Genomic DNA, 13,479 nt, shown 5'->3' with positions numbered 1-13,479 from the left:
GTGCCGGTCCCCGGCGGGACGTGGCGGCTCATCGGCCCGCCTCCCCCTCGCCGGCTGCGGCAAGCGGCCGCGCGGCCTGGCCCGGGCGCAAGCCATCGCGCCACACCGCCACCACCCGCGCGTCCGGTTCAAGTCCGCCGGTCACCTCGACCGTCTCCGTGCCGCGAATGCCGATCTCCAGCCTGCGCGCGGCAAGGCGCCCGTCGTCCTCCAAAACCAGCACGCGGTCGCCGTCGACTGCCGCCAATGGCACGAGAAGCGCCTTCTCGACGACCTTGACGATGATGTTGACGTCGCTGGTCATGCCGATCATCAGCGGCGGCGGGTCCTGGAAAGTCAGATAGACTCGATAGGTCTTGAGCACGGGATCGCCCTTGGGCGTGATCTGGTCGACGACCGCGTCGAAGGCGCGTCCCGGAAAGGCGTCGGCGCGCACCAGCGCCTTCTGTCCGGTCCGGACCAGGGGAATGTCCTCCTCGTTCACATCCGCCACAACACGCAACGGACGCGGCTGACCGACCCAGAAGAGCACCGCTCCCGGTTCGGCCACCTCGCCCACTTCGCCATCGCGGCGCAGCACCTGACCGTCCATCGGCGCCTTGAGCTCATAGTCGGACAGGCGCGCCGTCTGCGCCGCCAGCAGCGCGACATTGCGGGAATGATCGTTTTCCGCCTGCTCGAACGCCTGACGCGAGATCACCCGGCGCTCCAGCAGGCCGACGGCGCGGTCGAGGTTCTGCTTCGACAGTTGCACGCGCGCCTCCAGTTCGGCGGCGGTTGCCCGCGCATCGGAGGCATCGAGCCGGCCGAGCACCGTTCCCTGTGTAACCGTCTCGCCCTCGCAGGCGCACATCTCGATGATCCGCTCGCGCAGCACGCTCGTCACCTTGGCCCAGCGCACCGGCTCCACGACACCGGTGGCATAGACAACATCGGCGGCGCGTCCGACCTGCGGCGACACCACGGCCACCGGCTCCGGGCGGGTCGACCACCACCAGAGCGCGGCCGCAACCGCCGCGCCAAGTCCGAGCACCACAACAGCGAAAAGAAAGCGTTTCATGGGGATCCATCTTCGCGAGACGCCTGTTTCGCACGACCCTATCACCAGCGTCGCGCGCGCCCTATCCGCAGAAGCCCTCAACCAAACGCAGGAGCTGTGGACATTTCCCGGCCAAATTGCAGGGTCTCAAACAGGGAGATTTCATTCGGAAACGGTTTATTTACCATGTCCAGCCAAGATTCTGACGGCAAATCAATTCGATGCCGACGTTTCGGCTGAACAAAAGGGGGTCGCCACCGCATGGAGTCCATGCATGGCGCTGAGGGGCAAATCAGGCTGGCCGTTCTCGACGGCGACGGCTCGATGCGCAATCTCGCGGGATCAATCGTCGACGCAATGGATCACCCTTGCGCGACACCGTTGGCTTACCACAGTTTCGAACCGTTCTACGCGGCCAGCACGAAGGTGCGACCCGACGTGATGATCGTCGATCTCGAAACGCTCGGACAGGACGGCCACCTGTCCCGCCTCGCGGCGGCGCAACCGCAGGCTTTCCTGATGGCGGTGAGCACCGGGCAATCGCTGTCACGCAGTCTCGCGGCGATGGAGGCCGGTGCCCACGACGTGATTTCCGTGGGTGTCGACCCGGCGTCCGCCGCCGAGAAGATCGACCGCTTCCTGATCCAGAACACCCGCCCGGCCCGCGCCGACGGCACCCGCCGCACGACGCGCCCGCAGGCCGCGGCGACGCAGATCAGCGACGGCACGCCGCACCGCTTCGAGGCCTTCATCGGCGGATCGGCGCGGATGCGCGAGGTCTACGACCAGATCGAACGCATGGCGCCCTCCGGTGCGCCGGTGTTCATCACCGGTGAATCCGGTACCGGCAAACAACTTTGCGCCAGCGCGATCCACACACGTTCGCCACGTCGCGACAAGCCTTTCATCGCGATCAACTGCGCGGCCATTCCCGGCGCGCTGATGGAAAGCGAGCTCTTCGGGCACATCAATGGCGCCATCAGCGGCGCAACGGACGCGCGGGAAGGCGCCGCCGAGGCCGCGGATGGCGGCACGCTGTTTCTCGACGAAATCGGCGAAATGGACCTGGCGCTTCAGTCGAAGCTGTTGCGCTTTATCCAGACCGGTATGGTGCAGCGCGTCGGCGACACCCGACAGCGCGCCGTGAACGTGCGCATCGTCTGTGCGACCAATCGCGACCCGATGACGGAAATCTCGGAAGGACGGTTCCGCGAGGACCTGTTCTACCGGCTTCACGTTTTGCCCGTCCGCCTGCCGGCGCTGCGCGACCGGCGCGAGGACATCCTGCCGCTGGCGCAGGCCTTTCTCGCCCGTTTCTGCGTCGAGGAGACCCGCCGTTTCACCGATATCGCCGGCTGCGCGGGCGAAAAGCTCCTCACCTACGACTGGCCGGGCAACGTCCGCCAGCTTGAAAACGCGATCCGACAGGCGGTCGTCCTGCATGACGGCGAGGCGCTGCGCGCGGAAATGCTGCCGGGCTTTCTCCTGGGCGAGGGCCTGTCCGGCCGGCTGGAGCCGCTTCGCGCCGGATACGCCCCGCTGCCGGGCGGATCGACGGAGGCGATCGAGCCGCTCTGGGCGCAGGAACGGCGCATCATCGAAACGGCGCTGACGGCCTTCGACGGCAATATCGCCAAGGCGGCGGCGGCGCTGGAGATCTCTCCCTCCACCATCTACCGGAAGCGCCAGTCCTGGAGCGAGCGGATGGGCGGTACGGCGCCCGCGTTCACCGCATTTGCCGGTTAATCTTGTCGTTTGCCGCGCTCCGGTCTATACGGTGCGCCGCAACACAGGGGCTGGCAAGCGACAAGGGACGGGGCAACTCATGCGAAGGGTCGGACATCCGCACACACACGGCGGACGGGGCACCGGATGCCGCCGCGCGATCGCAGCGCTCGCGCTGCTCGGCCTCGCGGCAACGACGCCGGCGCTCGGCGCGGAGGCAACCGACCCGGTGTCGCCGGCCCTCGCAACGGCACGCGCGGCGAGCGCCGAGGCCTGGGAGGCGTCGCCCCTCGGTTTCGCCAGGGCGCTGTTCGTCGAGGGCGACGTGGGCGGTTTCGGACAATACACCCCGCTCGCCGAGCCGGTTTTCCAGCCCGACGACACGCTGACGGTCTATGCCCAGCCGCTTGGATATGGGTTCGTCGAAAGCGATGCGGGATATGGCATCCGCCTCGTCGCCGACTACGAGTTGCTGAACCCTTCGGGGCAGGTGCTGGCCGCGCAAACGGGCTTTGCCGAACTGTCCTACGACAGCCGCGACGCCCGACGCGAGTTCCACACCATCCTGCAGTTCCGCTTCGATGGCCTGCGGCCCGGCGACTACGACCTGAAGATCGTGATGCGCGACAATGCCAGCGAGAAACAGGGACACATCTCCCTACCGTTCCAGATCCGGTCGGAAACCGCCGCGCAGTAGCGCGCATCAGACGCGCTGCATCGTCGGTTACTTGTTCAGGCGCAGCTTGCTGATTTCCTCGGCGATGCGCTTGAAAGCATCCACCAGATCGCCGTTCGAACGGGCGTCGAAGGCCATGTTCGCATTGGACGCGCAATTGCGCATCATGTTCACCGTGTTGCTGTCATTGATCTGGAACGCCACGGTGTAGACGTTGATGCCGTCCTTCTTGGCATTCTCGCAGGCGAGCGACGTGCGCTGGTCCATCGCATTGGCGATCTCCCAGGTGCTGTCGACACCTCGGCCGAGGCGCTGTTCGCGCCCGTAGCCATAGGCATTGATGTTCGTCTTGTTGAACGACCGCTGGCTTTGGTAGGTGTTGGCGCCGTCGGTCATCACGATCATGATGCGCACGTGTTCGTCGTCGCTGTCTTCTTCGCGCACACGCCCTTGCGTGAAGGGCGCCTGCGGCGACAGCACCCGCCAGCCCCACACGACACCCTGGTGGATGTTGGTGCTGCCATTGGCCTTCATGTTCTTCAGGTCTCGCAGGACCGTCACCTTCTCGGTCGTCAGGTCGGTGAGCGGCCGGGTACGGCAGGTATAGTTCGGACCCTTTGTGTAGGAGTTGCCGAAAGACCGGTTCTGGTTGCGGTACTTGCACATGCGCTCCTGCGCGTAGAGATACTCGGGCTTGCCGAGCTTGCGCGCCTTCTTCGAGGCCTTGTCGCGGCATCCCCCGGAATCGTCGCGGATATAGTCGTTGGAATGGCGATCGCCACGACGGGTGTATTTCCCGTCCGGTTCGTCGGGGGCGAACTCCGGCACGTAGAGCGTTTCAGGCACGCGCTTGTCGGGCGCATCGTCCGTCACGTCATAGGGAATCGGCCGTGCCTCGACACAGCCGAGCCATTTCGTGTGCTTGAGCTGCTTGAACAGGGTAAAGCGGCTGGGTTTGCCGTTGTAGAAAAACCGGCTTTCCATCTCGTTCGGATCCGGGGTTCCGTCGGGCCGGGTTTCGAAATTGGTCCAGTGGATCGGCGACTGGCCCTCGCGGTCCATCCAGCTCTCGTTCTCCTTGTCGCCACCGATGTTGACGAAGGAGGTGAACGGAACGAGGCCGATCTTCACACGGTCCTTCTTTTCGCTCTTCTCGTTGATCGCAAACAACGTCTCCGCCAGGTCCTTGGAGGCGTCCTTGAGCGTTTTCAGCTTGCTCCCGCCCATCGAGCCGGAGTTGTCGAGCACCATCACCACATCGAAGGTCGCCTTGCCGATCACCGTTTGCGAGCGCACGCCAACATCGACCTTGTCGACATTGAGCACGCCGCCGAACAGGGTCTGGACGGCCTGGGTGGCGGACACGGTGACGGTGCCCTTCTCGACCGTGACGTCGAGCTTCACGGCATCGGGATCGCCCTTGTAGATGGCGTTGAAATAGTCGATCGCATTGGCCTTGACCTTGGCCTCGGCCAAGCCCTCGCTGTCGTAATTCGCGGCCAGCGCCGTGGCATCGACCGCAGCCTGCAGCACGACCTTGGTGTTGTGCGCGCGCGAGTAGTCAAGGCCAGCTCCAATCACCAGCATGACGAAGCCAAACGTCAGCGCGAACGGAATGACAATGTTTCCGGAGCGCTCGCCGTAAAATTCCCTGACAATATCGACAATGGTCTTCATGACAGGGAGTCTAGCGGCCAGCGATTGCCAAAACGTTTAAACACGGTACCACGTTTTAACCGGTCACCGCGTTTGGCTCCACAAAACCGGACCGTGCCCGCACGGCGCCCCCCGGCGCGACGGGGCGCGATGATTTTTTCAAAAAATCCGGATCGCGAAGTCATTGACAGGGTCTCTACCCCGTCCTACATCAGGCGCGCTGTTAGCACTCTCATTCACAGAGTGCCAACGTGGTCTGCGTTCGCTGCCGCGCCAATTTCCTGGCGCGGACAGGAGGGGTACCACGCTGGCCAGAAAAGGAAAGAGCACGATATGAAGTTCCGCCCTTTGCATGATCGCGTCGTGGTTCGCCGCGTCGATTCCGAAGAAAAGACCGCCGGCGGGATCATCATCCCGGACACCGCCAAGGAAAAGCCGCAGGAAGGCGAAGTCGTCGCCGTCGGTCCCGGCTCGCGCAAGGAAAACGGCGACCTGATCGCCCTCGACGTCAAGGCTGGCGACCGTGTGCTGTTCGGCAAGTGGTCCGGCACCGAGGTCAAGATCGATGGCGAAGACCTTCTGATCATGAAGGAAAGCGACATCATGGGCGTTGTCGGCTAATCAGCCACGCCAGTCCCCTTTCCCGTCTTCCGCGCCCGCGAACCCTGCGTGCGCAGCGCAGGCCAAACGGGTCTGCACCAGCGGCGTGACGAGACATCGCGCCGGAGGCCGGGTCCCAAGTACATCAGGAGACGAACGATAATGTCTGCCAAAGAAGTCAAGTTTTCCACCGACGCCCGCGACCGCATGCTGCGCGGCGTGGACATCCTCGCCAACGCGGTGAAGGTCACGCTCGGCCCCAAGGGCCGCAACGTCGTCATCGACAAGGCGTTCGGCGCTCCGCGCATCACCAAGGACGGTGTCTCCGTTGCCAAGGAAATCGAGCTTGAGGACAAGTTCGAGAACATGGGCGCGCAGATGGTCCGCGAAGTCGCGTCCAAGACCAACGACATCGCCGGCGACGGCACCACCACCGCGACCGTTCTGGCCCAGTCCATCGTCCGCGAAGGCGTCAAGGCCGTTGCCGCCGGCATGAACCCGATGGACCTGAAGCGTGGCGTCGACCTGGCCGCCGCCGCTGCCGTCAAGGACCTCGAGGCCCGTTCCAAGAAGATCTCCACCTCCGGTGAAGTCGCACAGGTCGGCACGATCTCGTCCAACGGCGACGAGCAGATCGGCAAGGACATTGCCGAGGCCATGCAGCGCGTCGGCAACGAAGGCGTGATCACGGTCGAGGAAGCCAAGTCGCTCGAGACCGAACTCGAAGTCGTCGAAGGCATGCAGTTCGACCGCGGCTACCTGTCGCCCTACTTCGTGACCAACGCGGAGAAGATGATCGCCGACCTGGAGAAGCCCTACATTCTCCTGTTCGAGAAGAAGCTCTCCAACCTGCAGGCCATGCTGCCGATCCTGGAAAGCGTCGTCCAGTCCAGCCGTCCGCTCCTCATCATCGCCGAAGACGTGGAAGGCGAGGCGCTCGCGACCCTCGTCGTCAACAAGCTGCGTGGCGGCCTGAAGATCGCTGCCGTCAAGGCGCCGGGCTTCGGTGATCGCCGCAAGGCCATGCTCGAAGACATCGCCATCCTGACGGGCGGCACGGTGATCTCCGAGGATCTCGGCATCAAGCTCGAGAACGTGACCCTCGACATGCTCGGCACCGCCGACAAGGTCGAGATCACCAAGGAAGCCACCACGATCATCGACGGCGCCGGCCAGAAGGCCGACATCGAAGGCCGCGTCACGCAGATCAAGGCGCAGATCGAGGAGACCTCCTCGGACTACGACCGCGAGAAGCTGCAGGAGCGTCTTGCCAAGCTCGCCGGCGGTGTTGCCGTGATCCGCGTCGGCGGTGCCACGGAAATCGAGGTGAAGGAAAAGAAGGACCGCGTCGACGACGCTCTCAACGCGACCCGCGCGGCCGTGGAAGAAGGCATCGTTCCGGGTGGCGGCACCGCGCTGCTGCGCGCCAAGAAGGCCGTCGAAGCCCTGAAGTCCGACAATCCGGACATCATGGCCGGCATCAAGATCGTGCTGCGCGCCCTTGAAGCCCCGATCCGCCAGATCGCCGAAAATGCCGGCGTCGAAGGCTCGATCGTGGTCGGCAAGATCCTCGAGAACGAAGATCCGACCTTCGGCTTCAACGCCCAGACGGAAGAGTTCGTCAACATGGTCGAGACCGGCATCATCGATCCGACCAAGGTTGTGCGGACCGCTCTCCAGGATGCGGCCTCCGTCGCCGGCCTGCTCATCACGACCGAAGCCATGGTCGCCGAGCTGCCGAAGAAGGATGGCGGCGGCGCTCCGGCAATGCCGGGCGGCGGCATGGGCGGCATGGACTTCTAAGAAGTCCAAAGCCAGCCCATCATCAAAAATGCTGAAACCGCCAACAGGCGGTTTCAGGTGGCGGCATGGACTTCAAGCAAGTCCAAAGCCAGCCCATCATCAAAAATGCTGAAACCGCCAACAGGCGGTTTCAGCTAATCTCAGGTGCCCTGGAAAGGCCCCGCGCCTTCCAATCCCCGAACGCCGGGCGGCTCCCTCGAGCCGCCTTTTTTATTTTCCGCCGTTCTGCGAACCTGCGAGCAGAGGGAAACGTTCCGGCGCGGATCAAGCTCCGCCTCCTGGCTCCGGCACCATCACGCTTCACGCACATCTGAAGATTTTCCGGAAGAGACGGCCCCGCGTTTTCGCCGAAACCGGGCATCGGACAAGCAAACCGGTACTTCCGGGGCTTGTCTTCAATCAATAGCGCGCCGTCGCGTGTCTCTCAGGTCATCAAAAGCCGCGATCGGCACTGCGTAATATCAAGCCCTTCAAGTAAATTTAAAAATAATTTCAAGAATGATGCAGAGTCTCTATTGAAATTAATGAAATTCTTGAAAAAATCGACAATTCAATATTACAACACTCTTGAGACCATGTCGACATAGTGACGTTCAAGATATAAAATAAAGAAATTCCGGTTGGAGGGCCCCAAGGTGAAAAGACAAATTTTCCTGACCTCATTGTTGATCAGCATTTCCAGCACGGTCGTCGGCGCGGCGGGCGGCGGCGGTGTCAACACGGATCCAAATGCCGCTTTGGGCGAGCATTTTGACGAAAAGGGAAAAAAGCCAAGCGAGCGAACGCTGGAGATCATCGAGACATTGCGCAAGGAGTTGCCGTTCGATGATACGCGGGACTTCGACGAGGCGAAAAGGGGCTTTATCGCGGCGCCTGACTACAAACAGATCATGGCGGAGGCCGGCAACGTAGCGTGGGATATGGGCAGCTACGAATGGCTGCTGCAGGACAAGAACTTCGACAGCATTCATCCATCGCTGCAACGCCAGGCCATCCTGAACATGGGGTACGGCCTTTTTGAAGTCATTCCGGACAAGATCTATCAGGTGCGCGGTTTCGACCTCGCCAACATCAGCTTTATCAAGGGCGACACTGGCTGGATCGTCTTCGACCCGCTGACCGCCAAGGAAACCGCCGCGGCCGCTCTGAAATTCATCAACGAGCAGCTTGGCGAGCGCCCGGTCGTGGCCGTGGTCTACTCCCACTCCCACGCTGACCATTTCGGCGGCGTTCGCGGTGTCGTCGATGAGGCGGACGTTGCCTCGGGCAAGGTCCGGATCTTAGCGCCGGTCGGTTTCATGGATCACGCGGTGTCGGAAAACGTCTATGCCGGCAATGCAATGAACCGACGCATGTTCTTTCAATATGGCGTCCTGTTGCCGCGAAGCCCCTTCGGCCATGTCGATCAGTCGATCGGCAAAAACACCGCCGCAGGCAATTTGGGGCTGATTGCGCCAACAACAGTTGTGAGCGAAGACATCGAAGAACACACGATCGATGGCATCAAAATGGTGTTTCAGAATACGCCGGGGACCGAGGCGCCCGCCGAAATGAACACCTACTTTCCGGATCTGAAGGCCTTTTGGGCAGCGGAAAACATTACCGGCACCATCCACAACATCTACACCCTGCGGGGGGCGCTTGTGCGCGATGCGCTCGAGTGGTCGAAGCAAATCAACAAGGCGCTCTATCTGTTCGGTCAGGATGCGGAAGTGATGTTCGCCTCGCACAGCTGGCCGCGCTGGGGAAACGACCGCATTCAGGACGTCATGCGCTCGCAGCGCGATACTTATGCCCACCTGAACAATGGCGTGTTGCACCTTGCAAACCAGGGCGTCACCATCAACCAGATCCACAATGAATACGCGGTTCCCGCGAGCCTCCAGCAGGCGTGGTCCGCGCGCAGTTACCATGGGTCGGTGGAGCATAACAGCCGGGCGGTGGTTAACCGCTACCTTGGATACTGGGACGGCAACCCAAGCACGCTGATCCCGCTTTCTCCCCAAGACAGCGCCCCGCTGTATGTCGAGATGATGGGCGGTGCGGAGCCGATTATTGCCAAGGGGCGAGAGTTGTATGACGCAGGCGAGTACAAGCACGCCCAGGAAATCCTGAACAAGCTGGTTTATGCGGAACCGCAAAACACCGAGGCAAAGGATCTCCTGGCGGACGTGTTCGAGCAAATCGGCTACCAGCAGGAAAGCCCGAGTGTCAGAAACTCCTTCCTTGCAGCGGCTTACGAGTTGCGAAACGGCATCCCGCAGGGGGCCTCCCCAAAGAGCAGCGGCCCGGACATGATCAAGGCGATGTCCACCGCGTTGTGGCTCGACTTCCTTGGCATCCGGTTGGATACCGATAAAGCCGCAGACCGTGCATTCACCATCAACCTGTCATTGCCGGACGTGGGCGAAACCTTTGTTGTGGAACTCAGCAACGGAACCCTCACAAACATCGAAGGTTTCCAAACAGCCGACGCGGATCTGTCGATCGAGATCGCGCGCTCGGATCTGGAGCCGATCATGATGGGGGTTGCAAGCTTCGATGATCAGATCGCCAGCGGCAAGGCCAAGCTCGACGGCGACAGGCAGGTCTTCGATGATTTGAAGGGCATGCTGATCAACTTCGAGCTCGGGTTCGAGATCATGCCGGGCACGGGCGCGGCGGACTTGTCTCCGCAGCTCAATCCCTTCGCTCAGGAGCCGCTTGCCGATACCTCCGGCGGCTGATCATCCAAGCCTGACGAAACCTGCCACAGCCGGTGTCGGGTCAGGACCCGAAGATGGAACTGCAGAACCCATCAGCGGGCGGTCTTCGGGCCGCCCGCTGTTTTTTGGTTCTCCGCGTCGCGTGACGGCGTCCGATGACTGCGTTAGGGTCCGAATCCGACACGGGTCTTCGCACCGCATCGGATGCCCCCTGCAATACGCCATGGAGAACGGCAAGCCTTGGAAAGAGGGCCGATGGACACGGAATTGCCTGCACGCATCGACCGACTGGAGGAGCAGCTTGCCCATCAGTCGCTCACGATCGACGAACTGAACGAGGTGGTCGCCCGGCAGGCCGATCTCATCGACGCGCTCGGCCGCAAGATCGCCGCGCTGACCTCCCAGGTCGAAGAGCTGGAGGATGCGGCCATTCCGCAGCCCGCGATCACCAAACCGCCGCATTATTGATGCGACTGACGGGTGCCGCGAGCGTCTTGCTGCGCAGCGCAACCCGCATTCGACCGATCTCCAGACCCGCAGAGCCGACGGCACGAAATGAGCCAGATTTTTTCGATTGCAGCGCTTCTGACAGGCTCCGGCCTGTTGCTTCTTGCCGGCGGCCTGCACGGGCTTCTCCTGCCGCTGCGCGGCGCCGCCGAGGGGTTCTCCGACACCTCGCTCGGCCTGCTCGGCACGGGCTGGGCGATCGGCTATGTCGCCGGCTGCATCCTGACGCCGACGATCGTGAGCCGTGTCGGCCATATCCGCACCTTCGGCGTGTTCTGCTCGCTCGCCGGCATTGCGGTCCTGCTCAACCTGCTGATCCTGCATCCGGCCGCCTGGATCCCCTTGCGTGCGGTGTCCGGGTTCTGTTTCGCAGGTGCTGCGATGGTGGTGGAGAGCTGGCTGAACGAACGCGCAACGCCTGAAACCCGCGGGCGGATCTTCGGCTTCTACACGATGATCAACCTGGCGGCGACAACGGTCGGGCAGATGCTTTTGACCCTTGGCTCGCCCTCCGGCTACCTCTTCTTTGTCATCGGCTCGATCGTCTATTCGCTGGCGCTGCTGCCGACCGCGCTGTCGACGGTCGCCGCGCCCGTGCCGCTGCTGCACTCCAGGCTCGACATCAAGATGCTCTGGCACAACTCTCCGGTCGCCGTGATCAGCGTGTTCCTGATCGGCATCTCCAACAGCGCCTTCGGCACGCTCGGGGCCGTCTACGGGCGTCAGATCGGACTGTCCGTCTCCAGCATCGCCACGATGATGTCGGTCGCGCTGCTTGCCGGCGCGGTGATCCAGGTGCCGATCGGCCTGCTGTCCGACCGCATGGACCGACGCATCGTGCTGGTGGGGATCGGCGCCGCCGCCTGCGCCATCGGCGCGGTGCTGGCCATCGGCGGCGGCCTGCCGCAACTGGCGGTGATCGCCCTGGTCGCCGCCTTCGGCGGAATGATCTATTCGATGTATCCGGTGATCGTCGCCCATGCGAACGACCACACGCCCGCCGGCGAGTTCCTCAAGACCAGCGGCGGCCTGCTGCTCCTGTTCGGCGCCGGCTCCATCGTCGGCCCCGTAATTGCGGCCGCAATGATGACGCTCACCACGCCGCAGGGGCTTTTCGCCGTGACCTCGGGCGCCCATGCCTCGCTGATCGCCTTCGCCCTCTTCCGCATGACCCAGCGCAAGGCGATCGCGCCGGAAGACCGGGAGGATTTCGTCGCCATGCCCTCCGGCGTGCGCTTCTCCACGCCGGAAACCCTGGCCATGGACCCGCGCGTGGAGGACAGCGAGGTGGAAGCCGAGCACGAGGAATACGATCCGGACTGGGAACCGAAGAACGACGACGGAGAGCTCAAGACACCGGCTCCCTCAAACTGAGACCCGCTTGCGCCGCGCCGGCGTTCGTGGCATAGGATCTCCCATCATCAAGAGAAGGGCTGGCGCCCTCGCCAACCTGCCCGACCGGGCAAGGTGGTTTCCCTGAGCGCTATGGCGATTGTCCGCAATCGTCCCAGGCCACGGGGATGTGGCCGCGAAAGCGGCAACGAAACGGTCACCGTTTGCGCCAGTCCTCCTCGGGAAACCGAAGGAGGATTTTTCATGTCCGGACTGTCCGTCACGCCCGTTTCAGGGGCTCCCGTCGACCCCGTATCCGCAACGCCTGCGGCCAGCGCATCCACCGACGACGTGCTTCGGTTCGCGGAATTGCGGGTGCTCGCAGCCGGATGCCGGATGCGCTGGGGGCTTTCGCCAAGGCTTGCGCAACCGGTTCCGCCCCTGTCGGCGGCCGAACGCGCGGCCCGGCTCGAGGCGCTTCTGGCGCTTTGGGACGCGGGATGCCGTCAGGCGCTGGACGAAGATCTCTACCGTGACATCGCGCAACGCAATCCGCGCATGAGGGCTGCCTTTCGCGAGCGCTTTCGCCCGTAACGGGACGGCCCGCCGATACCCGAAGGCTGTCGCGCCAGGTGTCCGGCGCCCGTCAGCTCTCTTCAGGCGCGGGCGGGACGGGCCGCGGCCGCCCCGTATCGGCGACAGCGACAAAGGTGAAGATCGCGTCGGTCACCTTCTCGCGTTTGCCATGACGATGGCGCAACGCCCAGGCCTCGATGGCGACCTTCATCGACGTGCGGCCGACCGAGGAAATCGCGCAATAGACACACAGCACATCGCCGACATGGACGGGGCGAATGAACGTCATGCGCTCGACCGAGATCGTGACCACCCGCCCCGAGGCGCGCTGGCCCGCCGCGATCCCGCCGGCGAGATCCATCTGCGACAAAACCCATCCGCCGAAGATGTCGCCGGCGGCATTGGTATCGGCGGGCATCGCCATGGTGCGCAGGGTCAACTCGCCCGACGGGCCATTCGCTTCACTGTCGTGCATCACACGCTCACTCCATCAAGATCCGCCGCACGCCAAGGCACGGCCTCGCACAAACCTAGGCCGGGACATGGGAAATGCCAACTCGACCATCGCGAATGCAAAAGGCGGCGGGACCGGGGTCCCGCCGCCTTTCGTGTCGTCTGTCTCTGCCGCGTCGGCTTGGCGATCAGGCCGCCGCGACGTCGTTGAGGAAGCGGTCGATCTCCTCGCGCAGCGCGTCGGTGTTCTGCGACATGGCACCGGAGGCGGAGAGCACGTTGTCGGCAGCCGCACTGGTGCTTTCCACGGTCGTCGCCAGCCGCTCCATGTTGCTCGTCACCGCCCCCGTGCCCTGGGCGGCCTGCTGCACCGAGCGCGAGATGTCGCTCGTCGCCGCGCCCTGCTG

General features: G+C 63.4%; 11 protein-coding genes, 1 pseudogene and 1 riboswitch. Of the genes and pseudogenes, 8 read left to right on the top strand and 4 right to left on the bottom strand.

Going from position 1 to position 13,479, the window contains the following annotated elements:
• Positions 1 to 28: 28 nt before the first annotated feature.
• A complete protein-coding gene (locus LC092_RS19480; RefSeq protein ID WP_224809225.1) occupies positions 29 to 1,060 on the bottom strand; it encodes an efflux RND transporter periplasmic adaptor subunit in 1,032 nt (343 codons plus the stop codon).
• A 240-nt stretch (positions 1,061 to 1,300) separates the two neighbouring features.
• Between LC092_RS19480 and LC092_RS19475 the strand changes: the two genes are divergently transcribed.
• Both LC092_RS19475 and LC092_RS19470 read left to right on the top strand, forming a co-directional pair.
• A complete protein-coding gene (locus LC092_RS19475; RefSeq protein WP_224809224.1) occupies positions 1,301 to 2,785 on the top strand; it encodes a sigma-54-dependent transcriptional regulator in 1,485 nt (494 codons plus the stop codon).
• Positions 2,786 to 2,864: 79 nt separating this feature from the next.
• Complete coding sequence (locus LC092_RS19470) at positions 2,865 to 3,461, top strand: hypothetical protein (protein ID WP_224809223.1); 597 nt, start codon at positions 2,865 to 2,867, stop codon at positions 3,459 to 3,461.
• A gap of 27 nt (positions 3,462 to 3,488) precedes the next feature.
• Here LC092_RS19470 and LC092_RS19465 read toward each other — a convergent pair whose 3' ends face one another.
• The gene (locus LC092_RS19465) at positions 3,489 to 5,117 is read right to left on the bottom strand and encodes a TadE/TadG family type IV pilus assembly protein (RefSeq protein WP_224809222.1); all 1,629 of its coding nucleotides are present in this window, start codon (positions 5,115 to 5,117) and stop codon (positions 3,489 to 3,491) included.
• 312 nt (positions 5,118 to 5,429) lie between these two features.
• Here LC092_RS19465 and groES point away from each other — a divergent pair, with 312 nt between their 5' ends.
• The 6 genes from groES to LC092_RS19435 all read left to right on the top strand — a co-directional run bounded on the left by groES (position 5,430) and on the right by LC092_RS19435 (position 12,637).
• A complete protein-coding gene (gene groES, locus LC092_RS19460; RefSeq protein ID WP_224809220.1) occupies positions 5,430 to 5,717 on the top strand; it encodes a co-chaperone GroES in 288 nt (95 codons plus the stop codon).
• Between the two features lie 141 nt (positions 5,718 to 5,858).
• Positions 5,859 to 7,499, top strand: a complete 1,641-nt coding sequence (groL, locus tag LC092_RS19455) for a chaperonin GroEL (protein WP_224809218.1) — start codon at positions 5,859 to 5,861, stop codon at positions 7,497 to 7,499.
• 635 nt (positions 7,500 to 8,134) lie between these two features.
• The gene (locus LC092_RS19450; protein ID WP_224809216.1) at positions 8,135 to 10,225 is read left to right on the top strand and encodes an alkyl/aryl-sulfatase; all 2,091 of its coding nucleotides are present in this window, start codon (positions 8,135 to 8,137) and stop codon (positions 10,223 to 10,225) included.
• A gap of 234 nt (positions 10,226 to 10,459) precedes the next feature.
• Complete coding sequence (locus LC092_RS19445) at positions 10,460 to 10,672, top strand: SlyX family protein (RefSeq protein ID WP_224809214.1); 213 nt, start codon at positions 10,460 to 10,462, stop codon at positions 10,670 to 10,672.
• Between the two features lie 87 nt (positions 10,673 to 10,759).
• Positions 10,760 to 12,085, top strand: coding sequence for an MFS transporter (locus LC092_RS19440; protein WP_224809213.1), 1,326 nt, complete (start codon positions 10,760 to 10,762; stop codon positions 12,083 to 12,085).
• A gap of 39 nt (positions 12,086 to 12,124) precedes the next feature.
• Positions 12,125 to 12,266, top strand: a riboswitch (SAM-I-IV-variant riboswitch).
• Positions 12,267 to 12,307: 41 nt separating this feature from the next.
• Positions 12,308 to 12,637: a hypothetical protein gene (locus LC092_RS19435; protein WP_224809212.1), complete on the top strand. Its 330-nt coding sequence runs from the start codon at positions 12,308 to 12,310 to the stop codon at positions 12,635 to 12,637.
• A gap of 52 nt (positions 12,638 to 12,689) precedes the next feature.
• On the opposite strand, the gene LC092_RS19430 is transcribed toward LC092_RS19435, so the two are convergent.
• Positions 12,690 to 13,094 carry an acyl-CoA thioesterase gene (locus LC092_RS19430; protein ID WP_224809211.1) on the bottom strand — a complete coding sequence of 135 codons (405 nt, stop codon included), beginning with the start codon at positions 13,092 to 13,094 and terminating at the stop codon, positions 12,690 to 12,692.
• Between the two features lie 166 nt (positions 13,095 to 13,260).
• Positions 13,261 to 13,479, bottom strand: a pseudogene (locus LC092_RS19425) (methyl-accepting chemotaxis protein); the annotation flags it as partial.

Origin of the sequence: Stappia stellulata (genome assembly GCF_020176715.1) — a bacterium.
GTDB lineage: Bacteria > Pseudomonadota > Alphaproteobacteria > Rhizobiales > Stappiaceae > Stappia.
This window is presented reverse-complemented; position numbering and strand designations above follow the sequence as displayed.

Coding starts and splice junctions, on each gene's coding strand:
- LC092_RS19480 (WP_224809225.1), bottom strand. CDS start 1,060: ATGAAACGCTTTCTTTTCGCTGTTGTGGTGCTCGGACTTGGCGCGGCG.
- LC092_RS19475 (WP_224809224.1), top strand. CDS start 1,301: ATGGAGTCCATGCATGGCGCTGAGGGGCAAATCAGGCTGGCCGTTCTC.
- LC092_RS19470 (WP_224809223.1), top strand. CDS start 2,865: ATGCGAAGGGTCGGACATCCGCACACACACGGCGGACGGGGCACCGGA.
- LC092_RS19465 (WP_224809222.1), bottom strand. CDS start 5,117: ATGAAGACCATTGTCGATATTGTCAGGGAATTTTACGGCGAGCGCTCC.
- groES (WP_224809220.1), top strand. CDS start 5,430: ATGAAGTTCCGCCCTTTGCATGATCGCGTCGTGGTTCGCCGCGTCGAT.
- groL (WP_224809218.1), top strand. CDS start 5,859: ATGTCTGCCAAAGAAGTCAAGTTTTCCACCGACGCCCGCGACCGCATG.
- LC092_RS19445 (WP_224809214.1), top strand. CDS start 10,460: ATGGACACGGAATTGCCTGCACGCATCGACCGACTGGAGGAGCAGCTT.
- LC092_RS19440 (WP_224809213.1), top strand. CDS start 10,760: ATGAGCCAGATTTTTTCGATTGCAGCGCTTCTGACAGGCTCCGGCCTG.
- LC092_RS19435 (WP_224809212.1), top strand. CDS start 12,308: ATGTCCGGACTGTCCGTCACGCCCGTTTCAGGGGCTCCCGTCGACCCC.
- LC092_RS19430 (WP_224809211.1), bottom strand. CDS start 13,094: ATGCACGACAGTGAAGCGAATGGCCCGTCGGGCGAGTTGACCCTGCGC.